General features: G+C 71.5%; 28 protein-coding genes. 17 read left to right on the forward strand and 11 right to left on the reverse strand.

What is annotated here, in order from left to right; all coding sequences use genetic code 11:
• Positions 1 to 44 precede the first annotated feature (44 nt).
• The 4 genes from ACWD02_RS08450 (at position 45) to ACWD02_RS08465 (ending at position 2,411) form a co-directional block, all read left to right on the forward strand.
• Complete coding sequence (locus ACWD02_RS08450) at positions 45 to 362, forward strand: TraR/DksA C4-type zinc finger protein (RefSeq protein WP_451207418.1); 318 nt, start codon at positions 45 to 47, stop codon at positions 360 to 362.
• A gap of 118 nt (positions 363 to 480) precedes the next feature.
• Positions 481 to 855, forward strand: a complete 375-nt coding sequence (locus ACWD02_RS08455; RefSeq protein ID WP_451206162.1) for a TraR/DksA family transcriptional regulator — start codon at positions 481 to 483, stop codon at positions 853 to 855.
• Positions 852 to 1,712, forward strand: coding sequence for a rod shape-determining protein (locus ACWD02_RS08460; protein WP_451206165.1), 861 nt, complete (start codon positions 852 to 854; stop codon positions 1,710 to 1,712). The genes ACWD02_RS08455 and ACWD02_RS08460 overlap by 4 nt, the downstream gene beginning before the upstream one ends.
• Positions 1,713 to 1,745: 33 nt before the next feature.
• Entirely contained in the window at positions 1,746 to 2,411 is a 666-nt protein-coding gene (locus ACWD02_RS08465; protein WP_451206168.1) for an Rv1733c family protein, read from the forward strand.
• A 46-nt stretch (positions 2,412 to 2,457) separates the two neighbouring features.
• Here ACWD02_RS08465 and ACWD02_RS08470 read toward each other — a convergent pair whose 3' ends face one another.
• From ACWD02_RS08470 to ku, 3 genes are all read right to left on the reverse strand, one after another.
• Positions 2,458 to 3,840 carry a DUF1254 domain-containing protein gene (locus tag ACWD02_RS08470; RefSeq protein ID WP_451206171.1) on the reverse strand — a complete coding sequence of 461 codons (1,383 nt, stop codon included), beginning with the start codon at positions 3,838 to 3,840 and terminating at the stop codon, positions 2,458 to 2,460.
• A gap of 142 nt (positions 3,841 to 3,982) precedes the next feature.
• A complete protein-coding gene (locus ACWD02_RS08475) occupies positions 3,983 to 4,249 on the reverse strand; it encodes a type B 50S ribosomal protein L31 (RefSeq protein WP_451206174.1) in 267 nt (88 codons plus the stop codon).
• An 80-nt stretch (positions 4,250 to 4,329) separates the two neighbouring features.
• Entirely contained in the window at positions 4,330 to 5,445 is a 1,116-nt protein-coding gene (gene ku, locus ACWD02_RS08480) for a non-homologous end joining protein Ku (protein ID WP_451206177.1), read from the reverse strand.
• A gap of 110 nt (positions 5,446 to 5,555) precedes the next feature.
• Between ku and ligD the strand changes: the two genes are divergently transcribed.
• Entirely contained in the window at positions 5,556 to 6,461 is a 906-nt protein-coding gene (gene ligD / locus ACWD02_RS08485; RefSeq protein WP_451206180.1) for a non-homologous end-joining DNA ligase, read from the forward strand.
• A 16-nt stretch (positions 6,462 to 6,477) separates the two neighbouring features.
• Here ligD and ACWD02_RS08490 read toward each other — a convergent pair whose 3' ends face one another.
• Entirely contained in the window at positions 6,478 to 7,281 is an 804-nt protein-coding gene (locus tag ACWD02_RS08490; RefSeq protein WP_451206182.1) for a nuclease-related domain-containing protein, read from the reverse strand.
• 560 nt (positions 7,282 to 7,841) lie between these two features.
• On the opposite strand from ACWD02_RS08490, the gene ACWD02_RS08495 reads away from it, so the two are divergent.
• The 7 genes from ACWD02_RS08495 (at position 7,842) to ACWD02_RS08525 (ending at position 14,429) form a co-directional block, all read left to right on the forward strand.
• Positions 7,842 to 8,126, forward strand: coding sequence for a hypothetical protein (locus ACWD02_RS08495; RefSeq protein WP_451206185.1), 285 nt, complete (start codon positions 7,842 to 7,844; stop codon positions 8,124 to 8,126).
• Between the two features lie 153 nt (positions 8,127 to 8,279).
• Positions 8,280 to 8,825 carry a class F sortase gene (locus ACWD02_RS08500; protein WP_451207421.1) on the forward strand — a complete coding sequence of 182 codons (546 nt, stop codon included), beginning with the start codon at positions 8,280 to 8,282 and terminating at the stop codon, positions 8,823 to 8,825.
• A 99-nt stretch (positions 8,826 to 8,924) separates the two neighbouring features.
• Positions 8,925 to 9,716 (forward strand): hypothetical protein, encoded by a 792-nt coding sequence (locus ACWD02_RS08505; RefSeq protein ID WP_451206188.1) that lies wholly within the window; start codon positions 8,925 to 8,927, stop codon positions 9,714 to 9,716.
• A complete protein-coding gene (locus ACWD02_RS08510; RefSeq protein ID WP_451206190.1) occupies positions 9,713 to 11,014 on the forward strand; it encodes an ATP-binding protein in 1,302 nt (433 codons plus the stop codon). Before ACWD02_RS08505 ends, ACWD02_RS08510 begins: the two co-directional genes overlap by 4 nt.
• A gap of 128 nt (positions 11,015 to 11,142) precedes the next feature.
• Complete coding sequence (locus tag ACWD02_RS08515) at positions 11,143 to 11,505, forward strand: SH3 domain-containing protein (RefSeq protein ID WP_451206193.1); 363 nt, start codon at positions 11,143 to 11,145, stop codon at positions 11,503 to 11,505.
• 63 nt (positions 11,506 to 11,568) lie between these two features.
• Complete coding sequence (locus ACWD02_RS08520; RefSeq protein WP_451206195.1) at positions 11,569 to 12,933, forward strand: FtsW/RodA/SpoVE family cell cycle protein; 1,365 nt, start codon at positions 11,569 to 11,571, stop codon at positions 12,931 to 12,933.
• Positions 12,930 to 14,429: a penicillin-binding transpeptidase domain-containing protein gene (locus tag ACWD02_RS08525; protein ID WP_451206198.1), complete on the forward strand. Its 1,500-nt coding sequence runs from the start codon at positions 12,930 to 12,932 to the stop codon at positions 14,427 to 14,429. Before ACWD02_RS08520 ends, ACWD02_RS08525 begins: the two co-directional genes overlap by 4 nt.
• A 33-nt stretch (positions 14,430 to 14,462) precedes the next feature.
• Here the strand turns inward: ACWD02_RS08525 and ACWD02_RS08530 are convergent, their stop codons facing one another.
• A complete protein-coding gene (locus tag ACWD02_RS08530) occupies positions 14,463 to 15,368 on the reverse strand; it encodes an ADP-ribosylglycohydrolase family protein (protein ID WP_451206200.1) in 906 nt (301 codons plus the stop codon).
• A 37-nt stretch (positions 15,369 to 15,405) separates the two neighbouring features.
• On the reverse strand, positions 15,406 to 16,512 hold the full coding sequence (locus ACWD02_RS08535; RefSeq protein ID WP_451206203.1) for a ferritin-like domain-containing protein: 1,107 nt from the start codon (positions 16,510 to 16,512) through the stop codon (positions 15,406 to 15,408).
• 207 nt (positions 16,513 to 16,719) lie between these two features.
• Between ACWD02_RS08535 and ACWD02_RS08540 the strand changes: the two genes are divergently transcribed.
• From ACWD02_RS08540 to ACWD02_RS08555, 4 genes are all read left to right on the forward strand, one after another.
• A complete protein-coding gene (locus tag ACWD02_RS08540) occupies positions 16,720 to 17,658 on the forward strand; it encodes an AurF N-oxygenase family protein (RefSeq protein ID WP_451206205.1) in 939 nt (312 codons plus the stop codon).
• A 59-nt stretch (positions 17,659 to 17,717) separates the two neighbouring features.
• Positions 17,718 to 18,446 (forward strand): TetR/AcrR family transcriptional regulator, encoded by a 729-nt coding sequence (locus ACWD02_RS08545; RefSeq protein ID WP_451206208.1) that lies wholly within the window; start codon positions 17,718 to 17,720, stop codon positions 18,444 to 18,446.
• A 33-nt stretch (positions 18,447 to 18,479) separates the two neighbouring features.
• Positions 18,480 to 18,758, forward strand: coding sequence for a hypothetical protein (locus ACWD02_RS08550; RefSeq protein ID WP_451206211.1), 279 nt, complete (start codon positions 18,480 to 18,482; stop codon positions 18,756 to 18,758).
• A 150-nt stretch (positions 18,759 to 18,908) separates the two neighbouring features.
• The gene (locus ACWD02_RS08555; RefSeq protein WP_451206214.1) at positions 18,909 to 19,988 is read left to right on the forward strand and encodes an NlpC/P60 family protein; all 1,080 of its coding nucleotides are present in this window, start codon (positions 18,909 to 18,911) and stop codon (positions 19,986 to 19,988) included.
• 85 nt (positions 19,989 to 20,073) lie between these two features.
• On the opposite strand, the gene ACWD02_RS08560 is transcribed toward ACWD02_RS08555, so the two are convergent.
• The 5 genes from ACWD02_RS08560 to ACWD02_RS08580 are packed head-to-tail and all read right to left on the reverse strand — an operon-like array spanning position 20,074 to position 25,744.
• Complete coding sequence (locus ACWD02_RS08560; RefSeq protein ID WP_451206216.1) at positions 20,074 to 21,306, reverse strand: styrene monooxygenase/indole monooxygenase family protein; 1,233 nt, start codon at positions 21,304 to 21,306, stop codon at positions 20,074 to 20,076.
• Between the two features lie 41 nt (positions 21,307 to 21,347).
• On the reverse strand, positions 21,348 to 21,977 hold the full coding sequence (locus ACWD02_RS08565; RefSeq protein ID WP_451206219.1) for a GTP-binding protein: 630 nt from the start codon (positions 21,975 to 21,977) through the stop codon (positions 21,348 to 21,350).
• On the reverse strand, positions 21,958 to 22,362 hold the full coding sequence (locus ACWD02_RS08570; protein WP_451206221.1) for a DUF742 domain-containing protein: 405 nt from the start codon (positions 22,360 to 22,362) through the stop codon (positions 21,958 to 21,960). The genes ACWD02_RS08565 and ACWD02_RS08570 overlap by 20 nt, the downstream gene beginning before the upstream one ends.
• Positions 22,359 to 22,892, reverse strand: a complete 534-nt coding sequence (locus ACWD02_RS08575; RefSeq protein ID WP_451206224.1) for a roadblock/LC7 domain-containing protein — start codon at positions 22,890 to 22,892, stop codon at positions 22,359 to 22,361. The genes ACWD02_RS08570 and ACWD02_RS08575 overlap by 4 nt, the downstream gene beginning before the upstream one ends.
• Positions 22,893 to 22,900: 8 nt before the next feature.
• Positions 22,901 to 25,744 carry a nitrate- and nitrite sensing domain-containing protein gene (locus ACWD02_RS08580; RefSeq protein WP_451206228.1) on the reverse strand — a complete coding sequence of 948 codons (2,844 nt, stop codon included), beginning with the start codon at positions 25,742 to 25,744 and terminating at the stop codon, positions 22,901 to 22,903.
• Positions 25,745 to 26,112: 368 nt separating this feature from the next.
• Here ACWD02_RS08580 and ACWD02_RS08585 point away from each other — a divergent pair, with 368 nt between their 5' ends.
• The gene (locus tag ACWD02_RS08585) at positions 26,113 to 26,958 is read left to right on the forward strand and encodes a protein phosphatase 2C domain-containing protein (protein WP_451206231.1); all 846 of its coding nucleotides are present in this window, start codon (positions 26,113 to 26,115) and stop codon (positions 26,956 to 26,958) included.
• Positions 26,959 to 26,999 lie beyond the last annotated feature (41 nt).

The following is a 26,999-nucleotide window of genomic DNA, read 5'->3' on the forward strand; positions in this document are numbered from 1 at the left end:
CGCCGCCCGCCCCGGCGGCCGCCTCGCCGGAAGAAGGACCCGCCATGTCGCACGACGCGCACCTGCGCCTGGAACACGAACGAGATTCCCGGCTGACCCAGCTGACCCAGTTGAACCAGTCGACCCAGCTGTCCCGGTCGCGGGCCATCGGCGGAGCCGGGCACGAGGTCGAGGAGCAAGTGATGCTGGCGCAGAAGGAAACGATCGAACGGGTCCTCAAGGAGATCGAGGCCGCTCTCGCCCGCGTCCGGGACGGCAGCTACGGGACCTGCCCCACCTGCGCCAAGCCCATCCCGGTCGAGCGCCTGGAGATCCTGCCCTACACGCAGTTCTGCGTTCCCTGCCAGCGCAGGACGGGCTGACCGCCGACGACAGCAGCCCTCCCCCTCCCCCCGTCTCCCGCACTCCGTCCCCCGCACTCCGTCTCCCGCCCTCCGTCTCTCCCGCTCCCCGTCTCTCCCGCCCTGCCTGAGGGGTGAAGTGGTGAACCACCAGATCATCGACGACCGCGGCACACACCTGTCGCCCGAGGACCTCGCCGCCCTGAGCGAGAACCTCCGCGACCAGTTCCTGTTCCGCCGCGAGCAGTTGCAGCAGCTCTCCGACTCCGCGCTGCCCCGCACGGACGCGCTCCTCGACCGGCAGAGCGCGTCCCGGACCGAGGTCCGCATCAAGCTCTCCGCGTCCGCCCGCATGGTCCTCGCCGACGTCGAGGCCGCCCTGCGGCGCATGGACCGCGGCGACTACGGGGCCTGCCACCTGTGCCGCCGCCCCATCGATCGCGAGCGCCTGATGATCGTGCCGCAGGCCCGCTACTGCGCCCGCTGCCAGCAGGTCCGAGGAGCCGATCGATGACCGTGGCCGCCAACCGCTTCCCCACCCCCGACCGCTCCCCCGCACCAGGCCGGCACCCCTCGTACCCATGGCCCTGGTGCCGCCGATGCTCCGGCATCGCCCTCGACCTCGGCAGTGCGCGGACCCGTGCCTGGACGTCCGGGCGGCGGATGATCCTCGACGTACCCACGGTGACCTTCACCGGCGGCGGTACCGTCCACCCCGTCCGGCGCGGCGCCATCGTCGACACCCCCGGGACCGCCCTGATGCTCGACCGGCTGCTCGGCCACCGGCTGCCCCGTTTCGGGCGCCCCCTGATCATCCTGACCGCGCCCGTCCTCGGCGGGGTCGCCTACCGGGCCGAAGCCCGCGTCGCCGTCGAGGTGCTCCGCCCGCGCACCGTCCTCACGATCTCCACGGCGCGAGCCGTGGCCACGGCCGTGGACGCCGATCTGGCCCGCCCCCTGCTCGTCGTGGACATCGGCGCCCATCTCACCGAGGTCGCCCTGCTCTGTGACGGCGACGTGACCGACGCCCGGCACACCGCCCTGGGGACCAGCGACGTGGACGGCACGACGACCGCATCACCGTCGCCGCACTCATCACCGTCGCCGCACTCCCGGATCACCGCCTGCGTCGTCGCGATGGTGACCGCGATGCTCGAACAGGACCGCACCTCCCGGACCAGCGCAGCCCTCCGGCGGGGGGTGCTCCTCGCCGGCGGCGGCGCGCTGCTGCCCGGCATCAGCTACGGCCTCGCCGGCGAGCTGCACGCTCCCGTGCAGCCCGTGCCCGCCCCGCACACCGCGGCGGTCCGCGGTGCCGCGAAGCTCCTCCGGGCCGCGCACGGGCACCCCTCCAGGGCGCACCCCCACTGATCCACCCCGAAGAACCACGACCAAGGAGCCCCCGTGGCCGGCCCCATCCCCCCGGCGCAACCGCCCCCCGAAGCACGAGAACCCCACCAGCCCGACCCACGCCCTCGCCCTCACCCCCGCCCCCTCCCCCTCCTATGGCGCCTGCGGCGCAACCCCTTGCGCCGCCGCACCGACCTCATAGAGGCATGGATCGCCCTCGGCCTCTTCCTGGTCGTCCTGACCGCCACCCCGGCCGCCGTCGTCCTGGTCGGCGACGCGGTCCGTCGCCACACCGAACAGATCGCCCGGCATCAGGCCGACACCCGGCACCGCACCACCGCCGTCCTCGTCCATGACGCGCCCCGCCATCCCGAACCCGGGTCGGTCGAGGCGAGGAACGTCCTGTACCCGGTCACCGTCCGCTTCACCGACCGGCACGGAGACACCCGTACCGCGCAGCAGGACGTCGAGCCCGCGACATCCGCCGGGAGCACCGTCCCCGTGTGGGTGAGTGACGAGGGGAAGATCACCGACCCGCCCCTCACCGAGGGCGAGGTCCGCGACCACGCCGTGGGCTACGCCGTCATGGCCGCCATCGCCGTCCCGCTCCTCGGCGCCGCCGCGTACGCCTGCGCCCACCGAAGGCTCGAACGGATCAACCTCGCCCGCTGGGAGGCGGATTGGGTCGCCGCCTCCTCTCGGTGGGCCACTTCTCCTTAGGTCACGTCAGGTCCCGTTACGTACGGTTCGGTCCGTTTCAGTCCGGTCAGGTCCGGCGGATCGGCGGCAGCTCGTACGTTCCGTCGATGACGGCGGCGCGAGGCGTGTACATGCGCAGGATGGGGCGGAAGCGGCCCTCCGGCGTGGGCAGCCAGTTCGCCGCCGTCTTGTCGTCGGCGGGGCGTTGTCGCTGGAGGAGGAGGGTGAGGGAGCCGTCGTCGTCGTAGCTGAGGCCCGGAGTGCGGTCGCCGATGGAGTGGCGCTCGACGGGGCCCGTGACCAGATGCCGGTCCGGCAGGCCGTACATCGTCACCGCCCAGAACGCGTCCACCGGCGGCGGCTTCTCGAAGCGCAGGGTGTACGACTGCTCGCCCTCCAGCGGCCGGCCGTCGCCGTCGTCCCACGCCAGCGCGCATGCCGCTTCGTAGCCGTGCCGGCCCCAGAGCGCGGTGTGCGCCGCGGTGGCGCGCAGCATGCGGCCCAACTCCCGGTCCGCGCAGATCCATTGAGGGTCATTGAGGGTGCCGGTCTCGAAGTGGTCGGCGTTGTAGTCGAAGGCGTGATACGCGAGTTTCCAGCCGTTCTGCTGCGGTCCGCTCCCGTCCGCGGCCGCCTGCTCGACCCGCTCCTTGCCCGCCGCGAATCCCGCGCGCAGCGCTTCGGCGAGGTCGGGCTCGGGCTGCGCGTACGGACTCTGCGCGTCCAACAGGCCCAGCGGCGCGAACCGTTGCTGATACGCGAGGTCGGGCTGCGCGGGCGGGAAGGCGGCCATGCGAGCGCGCAGTTTCTCGTAGAAGAGGATCTCCGGCTCGCCGTCGGGGACGTACGTGTGGGTCGGCAGCCCGCGGGGCTCGCCGGATGCCGTCCAGTACGGCTCCAGGAGTGTGTCCTCCTGGAGCTCCCGCACCGCCGCCTCGTCATCCGGTCCCGTGCACGCCCATCGCCCGACGATCGTCGCCACCTCTGTCGGCACGGCGATCCGGGTGGCGCCCAGCGGGATCTCCTCGTCCCAGCCGGGGGGCGTGAGCAGGTAGCTGGCCTCGCCGGTGCCGGTGGCCCGGCGGCCCACGTAGGCGAAGTTGTTGGTCCACGCGTCGACGAACTGCAGGACGTAGTAGCGGCCGCCGGTGTCCGGGACGGTCAGGAGCAGGGCGCCGCCGGAGAGGTCCAGCTGCGCCAGGGAGCAGATGGTGTCGGCGTCGGCGTTCACCCACTGGTCCCGGGAGTCCGCGGGCCTGCCGCCGTGGCTGAACTCGTTGAACGGCGCGGGGGGCACCGGGCCCATGCCGTTGCGGGAGACGCGGTCGACTTCGTCGAGGTTGAGCACCATCGGGTGGCCGTAGATGTACGCCTCGGCCGCCAGCGCCTGGAGATCGGTCGTGCCGTCGGTCATGCCCGCCGCCTTCTCGTGATCAAGCTCGTTCGTCATGCGTCGTTCGTGATCAAGGTTCTAGGGCCATCGTCGGGCCGTCCTGGCTCTCCTGCCACTCCTGCCACGTCCTGTCACTCCTGCCACCACTGCCACTACTGCCGCACACGCGGCGTGGCGCGGGCGGGTGGGGCAGGGCGGATCACTCCGGCGTGCCCGGGGGTGCCTGGTCGCCGTAGCGGCGTTCGAACTTGGCGACCTGGCCCTCGGAGTCCACGACCCGGGCGCGGCCCGTGTAGAAGGGATGGCTCTCGGAGGAGATCTCCACCTCCACCAGCGGGTACGTCTCGCCGTCGTCCCACTCGATGGTCTGGTCGCTCTCGGCGGTGGAGCGGGTGAGGAAGGCGTAGCCCGCCGAGCGGTCCCGGAAGACGACGGGCCGGTAGTTGCTGTCCTTGTCCTGGGTCATTCCTCCAGGTTCCCCGCCCGCGAACACGACGGCGACCCCGAGGACGCCACGCGAGCTACGGCGTCTCCGTCGCCGCCGCCCTAGGCCCGGGCCCGGTTCTTCGTGGTCGCCTTCTTCGCGGGGGTCTTCTTCGCCGCCGCGGTCCCTCTCGCCGTACTCGCACTCGCCGTCTTCGAGGTCGACTTCCTCGCCGTCGTCTTCTTCGCCGCCGCCCCCGTCGCCTTCTTCGCCGTCGACTTCTTGCCGCCCACATCCTTCGGGGTCGTCTTCGCCCGCCCGGAGGAACCGGCGGACGAACCAGCGGACGAGGCGGCGGACGAGGCGCCGGACGACGCGGCAGTCCGCTTCGGTGCGGCCGCGGCCTTCTTGCGCCCGCCTCGCTGCAGCGGAGTCACCTCCGCCACCGTTCCGTCACCCCGCGCCGTCTTCGCCGCGCTCACGCTCTTCTCCAGAGCCGCCACCAGGTCGATCACCTTGCCCCCGCCGGAGTCCGCGTCGGCGGCCGGCGCCGCGGGGCTCGTGCCCTCGGCCTTGGCGGTGAGGAGTTCCTCCAGCGCCGCGCGGTAGTCGTCGTGGAGGGTGGAGACGTCGACCTCTCCCAGCGTGTCCATCAGGGCGTCCGCCAGGTCGAGTTCCGCGTCCCTGACCTTGACCTGGGTGTCCGGAGCCACCCCTTCCGGCGCCCGGATCTCGTCCGGCCACAGCAGGGCGTGCATCGCGAGCACGTCGTCCACGACGCGCAGCATTCCCAGCCGCTCCCGTCCCCGGAGCGCGTACCTCGCGATCGCCACCTTCTCGCTCCGCTTCAACGCCTCCCGCAGCAAGGTGTACGGCTTGGTGGCGGGCACCCCGTTGGCCGACAGGTAGTAGGCCGTGTCCATCTGCATCGGATCGACGACGCCCGCGGGCACGAAGGCCACGATCTCGATCGTCTTGGCCGTCGGAAGCGGCAGGTCCGCCAGATCCTCGTCGGTGATCGGGATGACCGAGCCGTCCGGGTCCTCGTACCCCTTGCCGATCTCGGCGGACGTCACCTCCCGCTCCTCCAGCTCGCACACCTTGCGGTAGCGGACCCGGCCGCCGTCCTCCGTGTGGATCTGCCGGAAGGACACCGAGTGGTTCTCGGTGGCGTTCATGAGCTTGATCGGGATGCTGACCAAGCCGAAGGAGATCGCACCGTTCCATACGGATCGCACGTCTGGCACCTCTCAGCGGCCGAGCGGTAACGGGGTGGGCAGAGGGAAGCAATGAGTACCAATCATTACCAATTAGTACCCATTGTTCCCATTCGTGGGATTCTCATCGTATGACGCCGATCACCGAGGTGGAGGGGCGGCGGCTCTCCCTCAGCAATCTCGACAAGGTCCTCTACTCCGCATCCGGCTTCACCAAGGGCGAGCTGCTGCATTACTACGCCAGCACGGCCGACGCGCTGCTCCCCCATCTCCGCGACCGACCCCTCTCCTTCCTCCGGTTCCCGGACGGGCCCGACGGCCAGCAGTTCTTCGCGAAGAACGTGCCTCCGGGCACCCCCGACTGGGTGCACACCGCCGACGTGCCGCGCTCGGACGGCAACATCCGGCAGATCGTCGTGAACGATCTGGCGAGCCTGATGTGGGCGGGCAATCTCGTGACCGAGTTCCACACTCCCCAGTGGCAGGCGGACGCTCCCGCCATGGCCGACCGGCTCGTGCTCGACCTGGACCCCGGCGCCCCCGCCACCGTCGTCGAGTGCTGCCGGGCGGGCCTCTGGCTGCGCGAGCGCCTCCGGGCGGACGGCCTGGACGTCTACGCGAAGACCTCGGGTTCGAAGGGCCTGCATCTGCTCTGCCCCTTGGAGCCGACGCCCTCCGAGCAGGTCACCGCGTACGCGAAGGCGCTCGCCCAGGAAGCCGAGGCCGAACTGCCCGACCTGGTCGTCCACCGGATGACCCGCAGCCTGCGCCCCCGCAAGGTCTTCGTCGACTTCAGCCAGAACGCCGCGGCGAAGACGACCGCCACCCCCTACACCCTGCGCGCCCGCCGGGAACCGACGGTCTCCGCGCCCGTGACCTGGGAGGAGGTCGAGGGGTGCAGCGACCCTGCGGATCTCGTCTTCCTCGCCGCCGACATCGCGCCCCGCCTTCAGCGGTACGGGGACCTGCTGGGTCCCCTCACCGACCCGGACCAGGGCCGTCCGCTCCCGCGTGCGCTTCCCCGGCCGGGGGAGTGAGAGCGTTGCGAAGGACCTAGGCCCGCCGCCACGTGTGACGGTCGCGGGCCATCGCGTGCAGCGCCTCCACATCGGCCGGTTTCAGTACGCCGCCGATGCCCGCGAGGGCCGACACCTCCGCGTCGCGCACGATCCGCACCCCGCGCGGCGGGGCCGTCACGTCGAGGTCCGCCGCCCCGGACAGGGCGAGGACCGGGCGGATCTCGGCGGTCAGCGCGAAGGACGCCCGGTCGGCGTCGGCGCGGATCTGCCTCAGGAGTGGACGCGGGTCCGCGCGGCCGACCGTGACCATCGGGTCGGCGACGCGCACCCGCTGCTTGCGGGCGGGGAGCGTGTGGACGCTGAACAGACCGCCGGGGCCGATCAGGAGGTGGTGGATGCGGGCGCCGCCCGGCAGCGGCACCGAGTGCAGGGTGTGCCAGCCCGCGCCATCGAGCCCGTCGAGCACCTCGCCGACGGCCTGCTCGGCGGTGAGTGCACGCTGCCGGGGGTCGGCGCGCAGCCTGCGGGCGGGGGCCGGTTCGCGGTCCAGGGCGATCAGGAGGGCCTCGCCGGGGCGGTTCGGTGCGAGGTCGTCGTCCGGGTGGAGGGCGAGGCGGGCCAGCTCGGCGGGGGTGGGGACGGGCGGCGGGCCGATCGAGACGCCGCCGGTGATGAAGGGGGCGAGGGCGCGCAGAACCGCTTCCCTGTGGTCGTCGGCGAGGAGGGTCACGCGGGACGGCTCCCTCTCGTACCACGCCACATTCCTGCCGTCCGCACGACAGACGTACAGCCGCTCCTGTCCGTGCCGCCAGGCCGGTATGACGCGCAGTCCGCTCATGCACCATCACCCCACGGACCATGGGAGCAGCAAGGACATGCCTTGGGCAAGAACCTGGGCACCACGGAGAGAAGTTGAGCCACTCCTGCCGACACCCGGCCGTCACCCGCGACGGGGACCGTGACGGGGCCCGTCATGGGGCCCGTGACGGCACCTGCGAGAGCGCTCGGGACCGAAGGGTGCGGCGGCACTCGGGGCCGCGCCCACGGCGGCACTCGGCACCGTGCGCGAGGCAGTCTCGGGGCCATGCCCGCGGCACCGCTCGGGACCGCGCCCGAGGCAGAACTCAGGACCGTGCCCGAGGCGGCACTCGGGACCACGCCCGCGGCACCGCTCGGGACCATGCCCCCCGCCAGCCCTCAGGACAGTGCCCGCGGCCGTCCGCCTTCGTAGTGATGGCCCGTTGTTACATTGCCGACTAATTGCCGCAATGGCGGACATCTAGCTTCAGAGGTGTTCCTTCCGCCCCTTCTGTCTCGCTTCCTCGCTTCCTCGCAGCCTCCGCCGTTCAGCCGTCGGCAGCCGTCGGCCAAGATCTCAGCCGTAAGGACCGTCCCCTCATGAGCAGCCTTCGCCGCCGCGCCGTCCTCCGTTCCGCCGCCGTGACCGCCGTCTTCGGCGGCGCGCTCCTCGTGCCGGCCGCTGCCGCCGTCGCGGATACGCCCTCCCGGGCCGAGGACACCCGGACCGTGGCGCCGGCCGCCCCCGAGGGCGGGGTCAGGGCGGGCACCGAGGGGTTCCACGGCGGCGACCCGGTGTTCATCGCCGCCGGTGGCGCCATGGCGGCCGCCGGTGCGGCCGGTCTCGGGTACGCGATGCTCCGCCGCGGCCGCACCGACGCCTGAGCCCCGCCCTCCCCCACGTACCCACCCGCAGGAGCCGCTGTGAGCACCCCCGCCGACGAAGCACCCGTCCCCGCGTCCGCCCCCGTGAAGTGCCGTCACACCACCCGCATCGCGGCCGCCGCCACGCTCACCGCCGCCCTCGGCATCGGCCTCATGGCCTGCGGCCAGGGCTCGGGCGGCAGCCCCGCGCCCGACGTCAAGGTCGACAACGCCACCGCCGCACCGGCGGCCGAGCCACGCGCCCCGCTGGGGAAGTCCCGGCCGACGGGCCTGCGCATACCGGCGGCCGGTGTCGACGCGAAGTCGATGCTCGACCTCGGCGTGGGCGCGGACGACGCGCTGGAGGTGCCGCCCGTCGACAAGGCGGACGAGCCGGGCTGGTGGACCGGGGGCGTCACCCCCGGCGAGAAGGGGGCGGCCGTCCTGGTCGCGCACTACGACACCGCGGAGGGGCCCGCGCTGATGCGGCACGTGGGAAAGGTGAGAATGGGGGACACGATCTCGGTGCCGCGAGCGGACGGAAGCACGGCGACGTTCAAGGTGCGCGAGATGGAACAGGTGGACAAAAAGAACTTCCCCACCCATAAGGTGTATGGGGCGACCGACCGGCCCGAGCTGCGCCTGCTGACCTGTGGCGGCCCGATCAAGGACGGTCACCGCACCGACAACATCATTCTCTACGCCGACCTCGCGCCGTAGCCGGACCCGGGCAACGGGACCCGGCCCCGCGGCGCCGCAACCGAACCTCGCGCCGCAGCCGAGCAGCCCCGGGCCGCTCCACCGGCAGGCAGGAGTGCAGTGCACCGGAGCCGTCTCGCGCTCGCCGCAGGACTCGTGCTGCCCGCCGTCCTGCTGGCCGGCGGCTGCGGCGATCCCGGCGACCTGCGCGGCGCGGGCTCCACGCCCACCGCCGAGGCCCCCACCCGCCTGTGGCCGAAGCTGCCGCCCCCGTCGGCGCCCGCCGAGGACTACGGCACGATAGAGAGCCTGCCGGTCAAGGGCGTGGACGTACCGGGCGGCGACCTGCACAAGGTGAACCCGGTGACGGTCGCCAAGGCCGATTTCGACGAGAACCCGGGGATGTACAGCCGTTCGGACGCGGTCTACAAGCAGACCGCCGAGAAGCTCGACGCGTGCGACACCAAGGACGCCGACGACGCCGAGTGCCCCGTCCTGAAGGCCTACTACCGCGACCTCACCGGTGACGGCGAGGACGACCTCATCATCGGCATCCGGCTGGCCCGCGGGCACGCCGAGAACCTCGACATACGCGCCTACGCCGTGGAGAAGCGGCAGTTGACGCAGATCATGGAGATGGGGGACGCCGTGCTCGGTGTCGAACTGGCCGGCCATGAGGTGATCGTCCGCGCCGTCTCGGGCATGCCGGGGTACGAGTACCGCACCGTCTGGTCCTGGGACGCCCACCAGAAGTCCATGCTGCCGACGACCGACGAGATCGTGCGCTCCCCGAACGCGCCGAAGGGCAAGCCGTCGCGCAAGCCCGAGCCCGCGGCGAGCGGCCGCACCGCGCCCTCCCCGAGCGACTCCCCCGGCGCATCGCCCGGCGCGTCCCCGAGCGGAGACCGATGAGCCACCGGCTGCCGCGCGGACCGCGGCTCCCCGCCTGGACGGCGACCCTGACCTGGAAGGCCGGGGTCTTCATCACCGTCATGTGCTGCGCGCTCGCCGCGCTGCTCGGTGCGCTCGTGCACGTCTCGGTGACCAACCAGACCGTGGGCCAGGCCCGCGAGCACGCCCTCACCCGGCTCGACGACGCCACCAAGGCGTTCGAGGCGGGCGACGATCTGGGCCCCGGCGCGGGGGTCGACCCCGAGGGCCTGCCCGAGCGGCTGCGGGATCTCGCGGTGGGCGGGGAACGCGGCACGATGGTCGCCGCGCAGGACTCCCGGCCGACGATGTGGGCCGCCGGGCCCGCGACGGACCGGCGTGCCATCGCCGTCCGGGTCGACTACGCCCAGGGCGCCCGCACCATCGACGGACTCGACCGGGCGATCCTCGGCTCCTCGGTGCTGGCCATCGGGGCGACTCTCCTGGTCGGGGCGTTCGCCGTGACCCGCGTGACGCGGCGCCTGCACCAGACGGCGACGGTGGCCCGCCGGATCAGTGCGGGCGACCTCGACGCCCGCGTGAACGATCCGCGCACCCGTGAGCCGTCGCGCAGCCAGGACGAGGTGGCCGCGGTCTCCGGCGCGCTCGACACGATGGCGGCCTCGATACAGGGCAAGCTCCAGAGCGAGCAGCGGTTCACCGCGGACGTGGCGCACGAGCTGCGCACGCCGCTGACCGGTCTGCACGCGGCGGCCGAGCTGCTGCCGCCGGGCCGCCCCACGGAGTTGGTGCGCGACCGGGTCGCCGCGCTGCGCACCCTCACCGAGGACCTTCTGGAGATCTCCCGCCTCGACGCGAAGAGCGAGCGCGTCGAGCTGGACGACCACCATCTCGCCCCACTGGCCGAGCGCGCCGTGCGGGGTTCGGGCATCGATGCCGAGCTGGTCGTCGTGCGCGACGTCTGCGTGGTGACCGACCGGCGGCGGCTTGAGCGGGTGCTCGGGAATCTCATCGCCAACGCGGACAAGCACGGGCGCGGGCCCGTCGTGCTGACCGTCGACGGCCCCGTGCTCTCGGTGCGCGACCACGGCGACGGATACCCCGATTACCTGGTGGCGCACGGCCCGCAGCGGTTCCGTACGGAGGGCACGACCAGGGGCCACGGGCTCGGCCTGACGATCGCGTTGGGCCAGACGGCGGTGCTCGGCGCACGCCTCACGTTCACGAACGCGGCGGACGGCGGGGCGGTGGCGACGCTGACGCTGCCGTACGAGGAGACCGGGGAAGCCGGCTGCGGGGGTGCCGACGGGGCGGTCTGACGGGCGGTTTGACGCCGTGTGACCTTTTGCGCACTCAGCATGCCGATTTTAGTGTGAATTGCGGCCTATGACCCCTGCTTCAGGGGCTTGCGGGCCGTATCGCATCCGCCCTTCCAGAGGAGACCCCCATGTCCCTTCGGTCCACCGTCATCGGCACCCGGCTCGGCATACTCGTCGCCGGCGGTGCGCTCGCCGCCTGCACCCTCACCGGTCCCGCCGTCGCGGCCGACGACACCGGCGCCAATGGCCACCCGCGCACCTACAAGGGCCGCGTCATCGCCAAGTCCGGTCTGCTGCTTCGCACCTCCCCCCACCGGGGCGCCAAGGTGATCCGCAGCGTGCCGTACGGCAAGGTCGTCAACATCTACTGCAAGACGACCGGTGACCACGTGTCCGGCAACAACCGCTGGTACCTGCTCACCAACGGGACCTGGGCCTGGGGTGCCGCGCACTACATCTCCAACATCGGGCCCGCCCCGCGCTGGTGCTGACGCACCACAAGGGCACGGTGACATAAGCGGACATTGGGGCCTATCGCTTGCTACGTTCCGGGCATGACCGGAACAGCGACGGCGCCCCCCTCCGTACCCGCTGTTCGCGTGCCCCGACGCCGCGGCACCGAAGTCGCACTGATCGTCGTGGCCGTCCTGCTCTCGGTCTACGGCTACTGCGACGTCGGCCTCGCCAAGAACGGCACCGTCCCGCCCGGCGCCGCCGGTTACGGCGCCGGGCTCGGCGTGCTCGCGCTCCTCGCGCATCTCGCGGTCCGCTTCCGCGCGCCCTACGCCGATCCGCTGCTCCTGCCGATCGCGGTGCTCCTCAACGGCCTGGGCCTCGTCCTGATCTACCGGCTCGACCTGGAGACCCCCGGCGACGAGGCGGCGCCCACGCAACTCGTCTGGTCCACCGTCGGCGTGACGCTCTTCATCGCCGTCGTGATCTTCCTGCGCGACCACCGGGTGCTCCAGCGGTACGCGTACATCTGCGTCGTCGCCGCGCTGCTCCTGATGATCGTGCCGATCTTCTTCCCGGCCGTGAACGGCGCCCGCATCTGGATCCGGGTCGGCGGATTCTCCATCCAGCCGGGCGAGTTCGCGAAGATCCTGCTCGCGATCTTCTTCGCCAGCTATCTCGCCGCCAACCGCAACGCGCTCGCCTACACCGGCCGTACGGTCTGGAAGCTGACGAAGCTCCAGCTGCCGACCGGCCGTGTGCTCGGTCCGATCGTGGCGATCTGGCTCCTGAGCGTCGGGGTCCTCGTCCTCGAACGGGACCTCGGCACCTCGCTGCTCTTCTTCGGCCTCTTCGTGATCCTGCTGTACGTGGCCACCGGGCGCACCGGCTGGATCGCGGTCGGCCTGGTGCTGGCCGCGGTGGGCGCGTACACGGTCGGCTCGCTCGAACCCCACGTGCACAGCCGGGTCGAGGACTGGCTGCACCCGTTCGCCTCGATCGACGCGGGCGAGGGGCCCAACCAACTGGCCCAGTCCCTCTTCGCGTTCGCGGCCGGCGGGATGCTCGGGACCGGGCTCGGGCTCGGCCACTCGATCCTCATCGGCTTCGCCGCCAAGTCCGACTTCATCCTGGCGACGGCGGGCGAGGAACTCGGCCTCGCGGGGCTCGCCGCGATCTTCCTGCTGTACGCGCTCCTGGTGGAGCGCGGCTACCGGGCGGGGCTCGCGCTGCGGGACGTCTTCGGGCGGCTGCTCGCGGTCGGGCTCGCCTCGATCGTCGCGCTCCAGGTGTTCGTGATCGCGGGCGGGGTGACCGGGCTGATCCCGCTGACCGGCATGGCGATGCCGTTCCTCGCGCAGGGCGGCTCGTCGGTCGTCACCAACTGGATCATCGTGGCGCTGCTCATCAGGGTCAGCGACTCGGCACGGAGCCAGCCGGTCGGCCCCCCGCGGGAGGAGGTGTGACCATCCCCCAAGCTCTCGGCTTCGCTCGACCAGGGGGTACCCCCACCATCCGGCACGCCGCCGCGTTCTGCGCGCTGCTCCTGCTCGCTCTGCTCGTGAACGCCACCCGCGTCCAGGTCGTCCAGGCCGAGCACTTCGACGAGAACCCCGCCAACCGCCGCCAGGCCATCGCACGCTTCGGCCAGCCGCGCGGCGACATCATGGTCGACGGACGCCCGGTCACCGGCTCCAAGGACACCGGGGAGCAGCTCCGCTACGAACGGACGTACAAGAACGGCCCGTTGTACGCCCCGGTGACCGGGTACGCCTCGCAGGTCTACGGCACGACCCTCCTGGAGAACGCCGAGGACGACATCCTCTCCGGCACCGACCCGATGCTCGCGCCGCTCCCCCTGTGGAACGACATCAGCCGCGCGCAGAACCCCGGCGGCATGGTGCGGACCACCATCAGGGCCGCGGCCCAGCAGGCCGCGTACGCGGGGCTCGGCGGCAAGAAGGGTGCGGTCGCCGCGATCGAGCCGTCGACCGGGAAGATCCTCGCCCTGGTCAGCACCCCGTCGTACGACCCCGAACGGCTCTCCGGCACCCGTGGGTCGGTGGCGAGGTCCTGGGCGTCGCTGAACGGCAGCGCGGACAAGCCGATGCTGAACCGGGCGATCCGCCAGACGTACCCGCCGGGGTCGACGTTCAAGGTGGTGACGGCGGCGGCCGCGCTGGACTCCGGCACGGTCACGGACCTGGACGCCGCCACCAAGTCGCCCACCCCGTACACGCTGCCCGGCACGAGCACGCAGCTGACGAACGAGGTCGAGGGCTGCAAGAACGCACCTCTCCGCTACGCCTTCGAGTGGTCCTGCAACACGGTCTTCGCCAAGCTGGGCGTGAGCACCGGGCTCGGCGACATGCTGGGCACGGCGGAGAATTTCGGCTTCAACGACAGCGGCCTGAAGGTCCCCTCGTCGGTGGCGGCGAGCAACTTCGACACGTCGATGGACAAGGCGCAGCTGGCGCTCTCCTCGATCGGCCAGTTCAACACGCGGGCGACGCCGCTGCAGATGGCGATGGTCTCGGCGGCGGTGGCCAACGGCGGCCAGGTCGAGACACCGCATCTGGTGGACGAGACCACGACCGACGACGGCGACGTGGTGCGCAACACCGGCACCAGCTCCCTCCACCAGGCCATGAACCCGGCCACCGCCATGCAGCTGCGGGAGATGATGACCGACGTCGTCGAGAAGGGCACCGGCGGCAACGCGTCGATCCCCGGCGTGACGGTCGGCGGCAAGACGGGCACGGCGCAGCACGGCATCGACAACACCGGCACGCCGTACGCCTGGTTCATCTCCTGGGCCCAGGACTCCGGCGAAGCCCAGCCATCGGTGGCGGTCGCGGTGGTGGTGGAGGACGCGGCGGCGGACCGGGGCGACATCAGCGGGGGCGGCAGCGCGGCGCCGGTCGCGAAGGCGGTGATGGAGGCGGTGCTCGCGGGTTCCTGAGCGGAGGCCTACGCCCCGGGCGCGGGCGCCCGGTCACTCGGCTCCCGGCAGCGCTTCCCTGCGCCGCAGCCAGGCCTGCGGGACCGCGTCGACGCCCGTGCGGGCGCCGACCACGCCGCCGGTGATCGCGCAGGTCGTGTCCACGTCGCCGAGCCCCTCGGCCGTGGTCCACAGCGCCGCGACCAGGTCGTCGTGGTGTCGCGCGGCCGTCCACAGGGCGAACGGAACCGTGTCCGTGGCCCGGATGCGCCGGCCGTTGCCGAGCTCGTCGGCGGCCTTCCACGGCTCGGTGTCGAAGGACAGGGCGGCGGCGCGCAGCACGCCCTCGCGGACCGCGCCGGGCGGGGTGCGCTCCGCGACCCCGGCCAACGTCAGCTCCCCGCGCGCCGAGAGCGCGGCCGCGACGGCCACCGCCACCGCTCCCGCGACGCCCTCCGGGTGCGCGTGGGTGACCTGAGCCGACAACGTGGCCTGCGCCGCCGCGAGTTCGAGGTCGCGGGAGAACCAACCGCCCAGCGGCGCGACCCGCATCGCGGCTCCGTTGCCGAGACTGCCCTGCCCGTCGAACAGTTCGCGCGACAGCTCCGGCCAACGCTGCGGCTCCTCGACGAGCCGGGGCAGCAGCTCGTGCATGCCGCTGCCGTATCCACGCCCCGCGTCGGCGTCGTGCAGCAGCGCGAAGGCGGCGGCCAGCTCGGTCTGCCGGATCTCGCCGTACTCGTCGAGCACCCGTTGCACGCCGAGTGCCATCGCGGTGTCGTCGGTCCAGTGCCACAGCGGTTCCTCGGGCACCTGGCGCGCACGGATCTGCGTGTACGCGACGCGCGGCGCCCGGAAGAGCGGGAACCACCGCTCGCCGAAGGCGTCGCCGAGGGCGAGCCCTTCGAGGCTACGGCGGGCGGCGGCGCGGTCGGCGGATGCGGAGGTCACGGAAGTCATGGGGTCATGCTGCCGTGCGGAGCGAGGGCCTGCGGCCCTATTTTCCGTCGCCGGCGGCGATCATGTCCTCGACCTCCGCCACCCGTTCGCCCTCCTCCGCCGCGAATCGTTCCGCGTCCAGTTTCTCGGCGATCTCCTCGTCCTGGGCCATCAGCTGGTCGAGGTTGGCGTTGCCCATCTCGAACACGCCCATGTCGACGTACGCCTCCTGGAGGCGCTTGCCCCACAGGCCGATGTCCTTGACGCACGGCACGATGCGGCTGAAGAGCAACTGCCGGAAGAGGGCGAGGAACTCGGAGTTCTCGCTGCACTCCTCGGCCTCCGCCTTCGGGATGCCGAAGTTCTCCAGGACCTCGACACCGCGCAGCCGGTCACGCATCAAGTAGCAGCCCTCGATGACGAATTCCTCGCGCTCGCGCAGTTCCGCGTCGGAGAGCTGCTTGTAGTAGTCGCGCAGGGCCATGCGCCCGAAGGCCACGTGCCGGGCCTCGTCCTGCATGACGTACGCGAGGATCTGCTTGGGCAGCGGCTTGTCCGTCGTGTCGCGGATCATGCCGAAGGCGGCGAGCGCGAGGCCTTCGATGAGGACCTGCATGCCGAGGTAGGGCATGTCCCAGCGGGAGTCGCGCAGGGTGTCGCCGAGCAGGGACTGCAAGTTGTCGTTGATCGGGTAGAGCATGCCGATCTTGTCGTGCAGGAAGCGGCCGTAGACCTCGGCGTGCCGCGCCTCGTCCATCGTCTGGGTCGCGGAGTAGAACTTCGCGTCCATGTCGGGCACGGACTCCACGATGCGCGCCGCGCACACCATCGCGCCCTGCTCGCCGTGCAGGAACTGGCTGAACTGCCAGGAGGCGTAGTGCTTGCGCAGTTCGCCCTTGTCGCGGTCGTTCATCTTGTCCCAGTGACGGGTGCCGTAGAGGGACATGGACTCGTCGGGGGTGCCCAGGGGGTCGTACGGGTCGACCTCCAGATCCCAGGCGATGCGCTTGGCACCGTCCCACTGCTTGTCCTTGCCCTTCTGGTAGAGGGCGAGCAGCCGGGCACGGCCTTCGTCGTACTCCCAGCTGAAGCGGGCGGCGCCGTTCGCCGGTATCTGCCAGATGTTTCCGTCCGGGGCGTGCGTGTAGAGCTCATGCGTGGACACTGACGGCTCCTAGGTAAGTGGCCTCGTTCTCTCCGTAGTCCCCCCGTGCTGCTTTCGACTGCTCTGTACCGATTGGTAGTTGGAAGGCTCACACGTTCGTAGACGTCGGGTCAACAAGTCGCGCACAAGGGATTGACGCCCTTGCTGACAAGCAGTCTCATAATGCGTGACCGCCGGTAGCTCTGACGACGAGGCAGGGGCAGAGTCATGACGACCACCACGGAGGACGCGGCGATCGAAGGGCTGCGGGACGCGCTGGGAGCGCTCAAGGACCGTGAGCAGGTGGCCGAGCGGCTGCTGGACTCCTCCGCCAAGCACTCCTTCGACCCCGACAAGGAGCTCGACTGGGAGGCGCCCTTCGAGGAGGGCAAGTGGTTCTGGCCCCCGGAGCTCCTTTCCCTGTACGGCACGCCGATGTGGCGGCGCATGAGCGAGGAGCAGCGCATCGCGCTCTCGCAGCACGAGGCGGCCGCGCTCGCCTCCCTCGGCATCTGGTTCGAGCTGATCCTCATGCAGCTGCTCGTACGGCACATCTACGACAAGCCCGCCACGAGCGCCCACGTGCGGTACGCGCTGACCGAGATCGAGGACGAGTGCCGGCACTCGAAGATGTTCGCGCGCCTGATCACCCGCGGGGACACCCCGTACTACCCGGTCAGCGCCGTGCACCGGAACCTGGGCCGCCTCTTCAAGACCATCTCGACGACTCCCGGTTCGTTCACGGCGACGCTGCTCGGCGAGGAGATCCTGGACTGGATGCAGCGCCTGACGTTCCCGGACGAGCGCGTGCAGACGTTGGTGCGCGGCGTCACGCGCATCCACGTCGTGGAGGAGGCGCGCCATGTGCGGTACGCCCGTGAGGAGCTGCGCCGCCAGATGGTGACGGCACCGCGCTGGTCCCAGGAGTTCACCCGCCTCACCTCGGGTGAGTTCGCCCGTGTCTTCTCCATCGCCTTCATCAACCCCGAGGTCTACACGAACGTCGGCCTGGACAAGCGCGAGGCCATGGCCCAGGTCAAGGCGAGCGCCCACCGCCGGGAGATCATGCAGACGGGAGCCAAGCGCCTGACGGATTTCCTGGACGACATCGGGGTGCTGCGGGGCGCGGGACGGCGGCTGTGGAAGAGCTCGGGACTGCTGGCGTAGCGAAGAGGGTACGGAGGGTTCCGGCGCGCTTGTTCGAGCGGGCGGTTACGCTGCGAGGCATGACCTCGCCTGCTCCCACCCGCGCGTACCGGCGCCTCAGTGTCGAAGAGCGGCAGCGGCAGCTCAAGGAGGCCGCCCTGTCCCTCTTCGCGGTGCGCGCACCCGACGAGGTCTCCCTCGACGACGTCGCGGAGGCGGCCGGAGTCTCCCGGCCGCTCGTCTACCGCTACTTCCCGGGCGGCAAGCAGCAGTTGTACGAGGCCGCGCTGCGCTCCGCCGCCGACGAGCTGGAGCAGTGCTTCGCCGAACCCCCGGAGGGTCCGCTCACCCAGCGCCTCGCCAACGCGCTCGACCGCTACCTCGCCTTCGTGGACCAGCACGACGCGGGGTTCAGCGCTCTGCTGCAGGGCGGCAGCGTCGTGGAGACCTCGCGGACCACCGCCATAGTGGACGAGGTGCGCAGGACGGCCGCCGAGCACATACTCGCGCACCTGGAGGTCGTCGGCGCCAGGGGCCCGCGGCTGCGGATGACCGTGCGGATGTGGATCACCTCCGTCGAGGCGGCGTCCCTGATCTGGCTGGACGAGGAGAAGCAGCCGCCGCTCGACGAGCTGCGGGACTGGCTCGTCGAGCAGTTCATGGCGGTTCTCGTGGCCTCCGCGGGCCGCGACCCGCAGACCGCGGAAGCCGTACGGGGCGCCCTTGCCATGGAGACGTCCGACGGGCCCGCGGGCTCGCTGGCCCGGCGGGTGCTTCCCGTGGTGAGCGACGCGGCGCACCTGCTGTGACGCGCGGCGGCCGCCTGCTGTGACACTGGCCGGGTGAAGAGCGAAGACACCCCCTTCGTGGGTGGCCCCCTGGACGGCCGCGTACTGCCCATCCTGCTCGGCCCCACCGGCCACCCCCCGAAGGTGTACCGGGTCCCGGTGCCGGACGAGGCGGGCGGACCGGCGACCGTGCTGGTGTACCGCCGGGTGGCCAGGGCCGGGGGCAAGCGGCTCGGCCTGCACCAGGGCTGGACGTACGAGTACGACCCGGAGGGCGACAAGGCGGGGCCCGGCCTGAAGTGGCCGTGGTCGAAGCCGGGCGGGGCGGCCTGAGCGCGGCATCCGCAAGGGCGGCGCGCCGTCGGACCCTGGACGAGTGACCGCATTGCGCCAACCCGCGCACCTTCCGGAGGCGGGCCGCGCCGGGGCCGCTGATGCTCACGGTGCGGGGCGGAGCCGCCGCCGCGCGCCGGAGGTGATGGCATGTCAGGCAGGTTGCTGCGATGGGTCGGTACGGGTGTGATGGTCGGCGCACTGCTGGCGCCGACGGCCCCGGCATACGCCGTTCCACAGCCGGACGACGCCACCGAGCGCCCGGTGGCCGAGCTGCTGCGGGACCTTCAGGAGCTGTACCGGAAGGCCGAGGAGTCGACGGAGACGTACAACGCGACCGCGGAGAAGCTGAAGGAGCAGCGCACCGAGGTCACCCGCCTGAACAAGCGCCTGGCCCGAGCCCGCGCCTCGGTCCACGACAGCCGGGGCGCGGCGGGCCGCTTCGCCCGCGAGCAGTACCAGGGCACGACGGAGATCTCCCCCTACGTACGCCTCCTCCTCGCCCGCGACCCGCAGCGGGCCCTCGACCAGGGGCATGTGATCGGGCGGGCGGCGGCGGAGCGCGCCGCGACGGTGGACCGGCTGGTCGGCGGCGAGAAGCAGGCGTCCGAGCTCGCGGCCACGGCGAAGAGCGCCCTGGAGACCCAACTCTCCCTCGCCGCCCGGCAGAAGGAGGCACGGGACACGGTCAAGGGCCAACTGAAGGAGGTCGAGGAACTGCTCGCCTCGCTGAGCACGGAGCAGCTCGCGGATCTCGCACGGGCCGAGGAGGAGGGGATGGCGGCGGCGCAGCGGAAGTTCCTGGACTCGGGCTCGCTGAGCGGGGCCGCGGGGCCCCCCGGGTCCGCACCGACCCGCGCGCCTTCCCGGAAGGGCAGGACGGCGCTCGGCTACGCCGTGAAACAGATCGGGAAGCCGTACAAGTGGGGCGCGGAGGGGCCCAAGACCTTCGACTGCTCGGGGCTCACGTCGAAGGCTTGGGCGAAGGCGGGCAAGGACATCCCCCGCACATCACAGGAGCAGTGGGCCCAGCTGCGGCGGGTCTCCCTCCGGAAGCTGCGCCCGGGCGACCTGATCGTCTACTTCCCCAAGGCCACGCACGTGGCCCTCTACCTGGGCGACGGCATGGTCATCCAGGCCCCGCGCCCCGGAAGCCGGGTGAAGGTCTCCCCCATCGCCTCGAACCCGGTCCTCGGCGCGGTACGCCCGGACCCTCGGCCGAACCGATGAAGAACTACGTCCCGCCGAAGCTGCCCCGCGGGGCACGCAAGGGCGATGACGCGGGGTACGGGCGGTCCGACGCGCCGGGTACGGACTAGCCCGTGAGCCCCGTCAGGTACGCGCCCGTCTTCTCCGGCTCGTAGAAGAAGTTCTCGAAGTCCGACGGGTCGTTGAAGCCGTTGGCGAAGCGGTCCGCGGCCGGCTGGAGCTGGCCCGCGGCGCCGATCAGGTTCAGGACGTGCTCCGGGGGTGGCGACAGCATCGCGTTCGTCCACTTGGTGACGTGCTGAGCCGTCTCCCAGTAGCGGTCGAACGCCGACTGCATCCACTCCTCGTCGAACGGCTTGTCGCCGTGCGAGACGATCGAGGAGAGGTACGAGGCCGCGCACTTCGATGCCGAGTTGGAGCCCTGGCCCGTGATCGGGTCGTTGGCGACCACGACGTCCGCGACGCCGAGCACGAGGCCGCCGCCCGGCAGCCGGCCGATCGGCTTGCGCACCGTCGGGGCGTAACGGCCGGACAGCGTGCCGCCCGCGTCCGTGAGCTCGACCTTGGTGGCACGCGCGTACTCCCACGGCGTGTACTTCTCGAGGAGTTCGAGGGTCAGCGCGAGGTGTTCCGAGGGGTCCTTGACGCCCTGGAAGACGTCCAGCGGGCCGCCGGGGACGCCCTCCCAGAACAGGATGTCCGCGCGCCCGGACGTGGTGAGGGTCGGCATGACGAAGAGTTCGCCGACGCCCGGCACGAGGTTGCACCGCACCGCGTCGAACTCGGGGTGCTCGGGCCGGGGCCCCATCCCGTGGACGTAGGCGACGGCAAGCGCGCGCTGCGGGGTGTCGTACGGGGAGCGGGAGGCGTCGCGCTCGAACATCGAGACGAGCTCGCCCTTGCCCGCGGAGACCAGCACCAGGTCGTACGTGCGGGAGAAGTAGTCGAGGTCGGAGACCGCCGCGCCGTGAATGACCAACTGGCCGCCCCGCTGGGCGAACGTCTCCATCCAGCCCGCCATCTTCACGCGCTGGTCGACGGACTGGGCGAAGCCGTCCAGCTTGCCGACCCAGTCGATGACGCGGGAGGAGTCGGGGCCCGCGACCGAGACGCCGACGCCCTCGATCTTCGGCGCCTGCGACTCCCAGAAGTTCAGCTGGAGGTCGCGCTCGTGCTGCAGCGCCGTGTGGAACATGCACTGCGTGGACATCACACGGCCGGACCGGACCTCGTCCGCCGTGCGGTTGGACATCAGGGTGACCTCGTACCCCTGCGACTGGAGTCCGAGAGCGATCTGGAGCCCGGCCTGACCGGCTCCGACGACGAGTATCTTCCGCATGCGGCGTCTTCTCCTACGTGCTGAAAAGCTTAAGGTTAAAGCTATTCGGGGGTTGCTGCGAGGGCGTGGCCGACCAGCGAGAGCAGCGACTCGATCACCGAGATCCGCTGCCTCGCGTCCATGATCAGCACCGGTATGTGCTGCGGGATCGTCAGCGCCTCACGGACGTCCGCGGGCTCGAACTCCTCGGTGCCGTCGAAGTGGTTGACGGCCACGATGTACGGCAGACCGCAGCTCTCGAAGTAGTCGAGCGCGGGGAAGCAGTCGGGCAGCCTGCGGGTGTCGGCGAGGACGACGGCGCCGATCGCGCCACGCACCAGGTCGTCCCACATGAACCAGAAGCGCTGCTGCCCCGGCGTACCGAAGAGGTAGAGCACGAGGTCGTCGTCGAGCGTGATCCGGCCGAAGTCCATGGCGACCGTGGTCGTGGTCTTGTCCGGGGTCGACGTGAGGTCGTCCGTGTCCTCGCTCGCCTGCGTCATCAGCGCCTCCGTCTGGAGGGGCGTGATCTCGGAGACGGCGGTGACCAGCGTCGTCTTGCCGACGCCGAACCCGCCCGCGACCACGATCTTCGTCGCGATCGGGGCCCGGGTGCGGTCCGTCTGCCAGGCTTGGAGGTTCTCGTCCGGGTCGGGGCCCGGGATACGGAGGTCAGAGACGGCGGAGTCCACTGAGCACCCTTTCCAGCAGTGCGCGGTCCGGCTGTCCCGGGCCGTGGCCCGTTCCGTACACGCGGATCTTTCCCTGGTCTGCGAGGTCGCTGAGCAGTACGCGGACCACGCCGAGCGGCATCTTGAGCAGCGCGGCGATCTCCGCGACCGTACGCATGCGGCGGCAGATCTCGACGATGGCCCGCATCTCCGGCATGACGCGGGCGATGGCGTTGCCCTGCGGCAGTTCGCGGCGCTCCTCGGGGGCCTCGAGCGCGGCCACGAACGTCTCGACGAGCAGGACGTGGCCGAAGCGGGTGCGCCCGCCGGTGAGCGAGTACGGGCGCACGCGCGAAGGTTTGCGGTCGCCGCCCCGTTGGGGCAGCTTGCCGGGCTTACTGCTCATCGGACGCTCTCCATCGACTGGCGCAGCTCACTGCGGAGTTCGGGGGTGAGGACATGCCCGGCGCGGCCGACGAAGAGCGCCATGTGGTACGCGACGACGCTCATGTCGCAGTCCGGGGTGGCGTGCACGCCGAGCAGCGAGCCGTCGCTGATCGACATGACGAAGAGGCTGCCCTCCTCCATCGCGACGACGGTCTGCTTGACGGCTCCCGCGTCCATCAGCTTGCCGGCGCCGATGCACAGGGAGCCCAGGCCGGACACGATGGTGGCGAGGTCGGCACTGGAGCCCTTGGGTCCCGAACTGTTGTCCACCGCCTGTTCGTTGTTCCGCGCGGGGTCGGACGAGAGCAGCAGCAGGCCGTCGGAGGAGACCACCGCGACCGAGAGCAGCCCCGGCACCTCCTCCACGAGATTGGTCAGCAGCCAGTGCAGGTTGCGGGCTTCGCTGCTCAGTCCGAATCCGGCGGGAGTGCCGCCGGCGATGGAGCTCCCGGTGGGTTTACTGCCGGTGGAAGAACTGGGCGAGCGCATGGGCGCAGTCAACTGCTTGCCTCCTCGACTGTGTCCCCCATGTTTTTGGTCTCTTCGTTACGTTCGGTCGACTCGGCACGTTCGGTCAGCTCGGCCTCTACGTCGCGACGGCCGCTGATGGCCCCCTGGTGAAAGCCTCCGAGGCGCTTGCGCAGCGCTTCGGCGTCGACGGAGCCGCTGCGTGCCTTGGGCACGGTGGGCTCGGGCGCGGTGATCTTCGGCGTGCGCTTGGGGAGTCCCTTGTCGGTGACGCGCTCCCACTTGGGGGCGGGTCCGGGGGCGGGCTCGGCTTCGGTCTCGGTCTCGGTCTCGGATTCGGTTGCAGGAGCCCCGGCTTCCGGAGCCTCCGGAGCGGGCGGAACCGCGAGTTCCATGGTCGTCTCGGCTGAAACCTCGGGCGCGGCGTCCGCTTCCGCGTCCCGGACCGTCTGCTCGGCAGCCGCGATCAGCGGGTCCTCACCGACAGGCGTGGCCACCACCGCGGCAGGTACCGCCGAACGCCCCGGCAGCACGTTGGAGTTCGCCTCGGCCTCCGAGCCGGGCAGATGCACCGCGGGCGCGGCCCCGGCCACCGGGACACCGACCGGCGGAGCGCCCACCGCGGGCGCCGCGGCGAGGATCGCCTTCGGCAGGACCACGACCGCCGCGACACCGCCCTGCTTCTGCTCGCGCAGCCGGACCCGCGCCCCGTGCCGCGCGGCGAGCCGGGCCACGACGTAGAGGCCGAGCCCGAGGCCGTCCCCGCTCTCCTGGTCGTACGCGTCGTCGGGACGGAAGTCCGCGAGGCGGGAGTTGAGCTCCTCCATGCGGTCCTCGGTGACCCCTATGCCCTCGTCCTGCACGGAGAGCATGACCTCGCCGCTCTCCAGGAGCCAGCCCGAGACCTCCACGGAGGCGTCCGGCGGCGAGAACGAGGTCGCGTTCTCCAGGAGCTCGGCGACCAGGTGGCTGATGTCGTCCGCGGCGAAGCCCGCGACGTGCGCGTGCGGCGGCAGCGTGGCGATGCGCACCCGCTCGTACCGCTCGATCTCGCTGACGGCGGCGCGTACGACGTCGACCAGCGGGACGGGGCCCGGGTGCTGGTGGCCGTGCTCGGCGCCGGCGAGGACCAGGAGGTTCTCGCTGTGGCGGCGCATGACCGTGGCGAAGTGGTCGAGCTTGAAGAGCGTGGCGAGGCGGTCGGGGTCCTGCTCGCGGTCCTCCAGGTTCTCGATGACGGCGAGTTGCCGCTCGACGAGGCCGAGGGTGCGAAGCGCCAGGTTGACGAACGTGCCGTGGATGGACTGCCTGACCCGCTCCAGGTGGGCGGACGCCTCGGCCAGCTCGGCGCGCAGCGTCTCCCGCTCGTCGGCCATGGACTGACGCCGGCCGATGAGGTGCTTGCGGTCGGCTTCGAGCGTGGTGAGGCGCTCGGTGAGGGCGGCCGCGTGCTCGTGCAGCGCGTTGACGGACCGTACGACCTGGGCGAACTCGTCGTCGCGGCCCGTGAAGCGGATCGGCTCCTGGGGCGCGGGCTCGGTGGCCAGGCGGGCCGAGCCGATGCGCAGGACGGCGAGCGGGCGGGTCAGGCTGCGGGCCATGGCCATGGAGACGCCGACCGCGACGAGCAGCGTGACGCCGATGAGCGCGACGCGGATCTCGAGCGCCGTGACGTCGTCGTCGCGCAGGTCGGTGAGGTTCTTGGTGCGCTGCACCGTGAGCGCGGACTCGGCGCCGCGCATCATCTCGATGCGGGCGGAGAGCGCGGCGTCGAGCTTCTTGCGGTCGTAGCCGAGCTCGGCGGTGGAGAGCGTGGGCTGGTCGGTGAGGCGGGTGAGGTACTTCTCGGCCGTGGTCACCTCGTGGCCCGTGACCGTCGAGTCGTACGTCGTGCGGGCGCGGTCCGTGGCCGCGTCCCGGAAGTCGGCGAGGGAGGCCTGCGCGCGCACGTGGGCCTGCTGGCCGGCGGCGCTGAGGGCGTCGCGGCTCTTGCCGGCGGCCGGCGACTCGTCGACCACCGTGGTGGGCAGCCCGGTCACCGGGTCGATGCTCGTGCTCGTCTCCGTGGAGCGCGGGACGGCGAGGGTGGCGAGGAGCAGGCCGCGGGCGCTCGCCGCCTGTTCGACGGCGTGGTCCAGGTCGGCGAGCGCGTAGGCGCCGGAACCCGCGCGGGGCGGGGTCTTCTCGGCGAGTTCGCGGGTGAGGCCGTGCAGTTCGGTGATGACGTTCGAGTACGCCGTGTGAGCTTCCAGAGCGCTGCTCTTGCCGGTGAGCGCCGCTCTGCGCACGGCGCCGATGTCGGAGAGGTCCTTGCGCAGACCGGCCGGGGCGTCGGCCGTGCGCAGCTCCTCGATCTGGCGGTCCACGCGGGCGCTGCGGCTCTCGGAGAGTCCCTGGCCCTGCGGGCGGCCCGCGGCGATGAAGGAGGTGACCTCGTCGCGCTCGTCGGCCAGCGAGTGGCCGAGGGACACGGCGTCCTGGGTGCGCTCGGCGAGGGTCACCAGCTGCTGTGCGTCGCTCAGTTGCCCGGAGGCGGCGACGACGGCGGGCGCTCCGGCGCCGGCGATCGCGGCGGCCACCACGGCGACGGCGACGATCAGCCGGTTGCGCACGCGTGCGGTGGGCTTGGAGTTCACCGACTGCACCGGCTTCGCGGGCTTCTCGGACTTCGGTCCGTCATCGGGCTTCGAGCCGTCGTCGGGCTTCGGGCCGTCAGGAGGCGTCACCGCGGGGGCGGTGTGCTCTCCCGCCGCGTGCTCGGGGTTCACTCCCGCTGCGGGCTCGGGCGAACGCTCCGTAGGGGTGGTCGCGCCCGGCGTGGCCCCTTCGGGAGCCGTCTGCTTGCCCTTGCGCCCAGGCCGCATCTTCTGCACCGGTGCTCGCATTCTTGTTTTTCGTCTGCCCATGGGCCCGGGTGACGATCCGTCAACACACGCGCCCCCCGGTACGGCTCCAGACCCTTCCAGTGCCGATGGGTGGCAGTCGTGCATCACATGCCTGGCCACCCGAAGGAGTGAACATCGGCGGGGAGTTGGCGAGCAAGTCCCGCCGCGGGCCGAAAGTCCCGGCCACGGTGCGCCGGTTGGACGTCGACCGCAGGCTTTGGCAGGATGCGCCGCCACACGCCGCTGGAAGCGATCATTCCGACTGAAATCCGGCGTCTGACCTGCTGGTCCGGGCCAACCCCCGTTGTTTTGCGCGTTCCGGACGGCCTTGTGAAGGCCTCGTGCAGACTGGCCGAATGCGTATCGAACTCGCCACCGAGCCCGGAGACCCCGCGCGACCCAACGAGGACTATGCCGCGGTGATCCTTCCCGCAGCCGGACAAGGCGGATCGCTCGTCCTTCTGGACGGGGTGACTCCGCCTGTCGGAGATGACGGCTGTCTGCATTCCGTTCCCTGGTTCACGGCGCGACTCGGCGGCGCACTGGGAGAACTGTCCGTTTCGCGACGGGATATGACGCTCTCCGAGATCCTCGCGGCGGCGATCGTGCGCACCGCGGAGGCCCATGGTCAAGGCTGTGACCTTTCTCACCCGCGTACGCCTCAGGCGACCGTGATTCTGGTGCGTTGGGACGAGGAGCGGGTCGAGTACCTCGTCCTGTCCGACTCCGCGCTCCTGATGGCGGGCCCGGACGGCCACATCACGCCGGTTCTCGACGAACGCCTCGCGGAACTGCCCCCGAGGATCCGCACCCTGCGTGACGCGGTCCGGGCGCTGCCGCGCGGCACCACCGAGCGCGAGGAGGCGGGCCGGGTGTACGGCGCCGCCGTCGAGGCCCTGCGAAACGCGGAGGACGGCTTCTTCACCGCGGCCGCCGATCCGTCGGCGGCCGCGCGCGCGGTCACCGGAACCTGGCCGCGCGCCGAGGTGACAGCGGTGGCGGCCCTCACGGACGGCGTCGGCCGCTGGGTCGAGACGTTCCGGGAGGGCGACTGGGCGGAGTGCTTCGCGCTGCTGCGCAAGGACGGTCCGCAGCGCCTGGTGGACCGGGTACGGGACCTGGAACGCGCGGACCCCGAGGGCATCGCGTTCCCGCGGGGCAAGCTGCATGACGACGCGGCGGTGGTCTACGCGGAACTGTAGGAGCCCCCGCCCTTCAAGGGAGGCGGGGAACTGCGCAAGCA

This window comes from Streptomyces sp. NPDC002853 (genome assembly GCF_053591915.1).

Excerpts from the sequence above, each read along its gene's own strand:
- ACWD02_RS08570 (WP_451206221.1), bottom strand. The coding sequence starts at position 22,362 with ATGAGCAGTAAGCCCGGCAAGCTGCCCCAACGGGGCGGCGACCGCAAA.
- ACWD02_RS08575 (WP_451206224.1), bottom strand. The coding sequence starts at position 22,892 with ATGCGCTCGCCCAGTTCTTCCACCGGCAGTAAACCCACCGGGAGCTCC.
- ACWD02_RS08510 (WP_451206190.1), top strand. The coding sequence starts at position 9,713 with ATGAGCCACCGGCTGCCGCGCGGACCGCGGCTCCCCGCCTGGACGGCG.
- ACWD02_RS08490 (WP_451206182.1), bottom strand. The coding sequence starts at position 7,281 with ATGAGCGGACTGCGCGTCATACCGGCCTGGCGGCACGGACAGGAGCGG.
- ligD (WP_451206180.1), top strand. The coding sequence starts at position 5,556 with ATGACGCCGATCACCGAGGTGGAGGGGCGGCGGCTCTCCCTCAGCAAT.
- ACWD02_RS08470 (WP_451206171.1), bottom strand. The coding sequence starts at position 3,840 with ATGACGAACGAGCTTGATCACGAGAAGGCGGCGGGCATGACCGACGGC.
- ACWD02_RS08495 (WP_451206185.1), top strand. The coding sequence starts at position 7,842 with ATGAGCAGCCTTCGCCGCCGCGCCGTCCTCCGTTCCGCCGCCGTGACC.
- ACWD02_RS08530 (WP_451206200.1), bottom strand. The coding sequence starts at position 15,368 with ATGACTTCCGTGACCTCCGCATCCGCCGACCGCGCCGCCGCCCGCCGT.
- ACWD02_RS08560 (WP_451206216.1), bottom strand. The coding sequence starts at position 21,306 with ATGCGGAAGATACTCGTCGTCGGAGCCGGTCAGGCCGGGCTCCAGATC.
- ACWD02_RS08460 (WP_451206165.1), top strand. The coding sequence starts at position 852 with ATGACCGTGGCCGCCAACCGCTTCCCCACCCCCGACCGCTCCCCCGCA.
- ACWD02_RS08475 (WP_451206174.1), bottom strand. The coding sequence starts at position 4,249 with ATGACCCAGGACAAGGACAGCAACTACCGGCCCGTCGTCTTCCGGGAC.
- ACWD02_RS08520 (WP_451206195.1), top strand. The coding sequence starts at position 11,569 with ATGACCGGAACAGCGACGGCGCCCCCCTCCGTACCCGCTGTTCGCGTG.
- ACWD02_RS08500 (WP_451207421.1), top strand. The coding sequence starts at position 8,280 with ATGGCCTGCGGCCAGGGCTCGGGCGGCAGCCCCGCGCCCGACGTCAAG.
- ACWD02_RS08555 (WP_451206214.1), top strand. The coding sequence starts at position 18,909 with ATGTCAGGCAGGTTGCTGCGATGGGTCGGTACGGGTGTGATGGTCGGC.
- ACWD02_RS08450 (WP_451207418.1), top strand. The coding sequence starts at position 45 with ATGTCGCACGACGCGCACCTGCGCCTGGAACACGAACGAGATTCCCGG.
- ACWD02_RS08515 (WP_451206193.1), top strand. The coding sequence starts at position 11,143 with ATGTCCCTTCGGTCCACCGTCATCGGCACCCGGCTCGGCATACTCGTC.
- ACWD02_RS08585 (WP_451206231.1), top strand. The coding sequence starts at position 26,113 with ATGCGTATCGAACTCGCCACCGAGCCCGGAGACCCCGCGCGACCCAAC.
- ACWD02_RS08545 (WP_451206208.1), top strand. The coding sequence starts at position 17,718 with ATGACCTCGCCTGCTCCCACCCGCGCGTACCGGCGCCTCAGTGTCGAA.
- ACWD02_RS08540 (WP_451206205.1), top strand. The coding sequence starts at position 16,720 with ATGACGACCACCACGGAGGACGCGGCGATCGAAGGGCTGCGGGACGCG.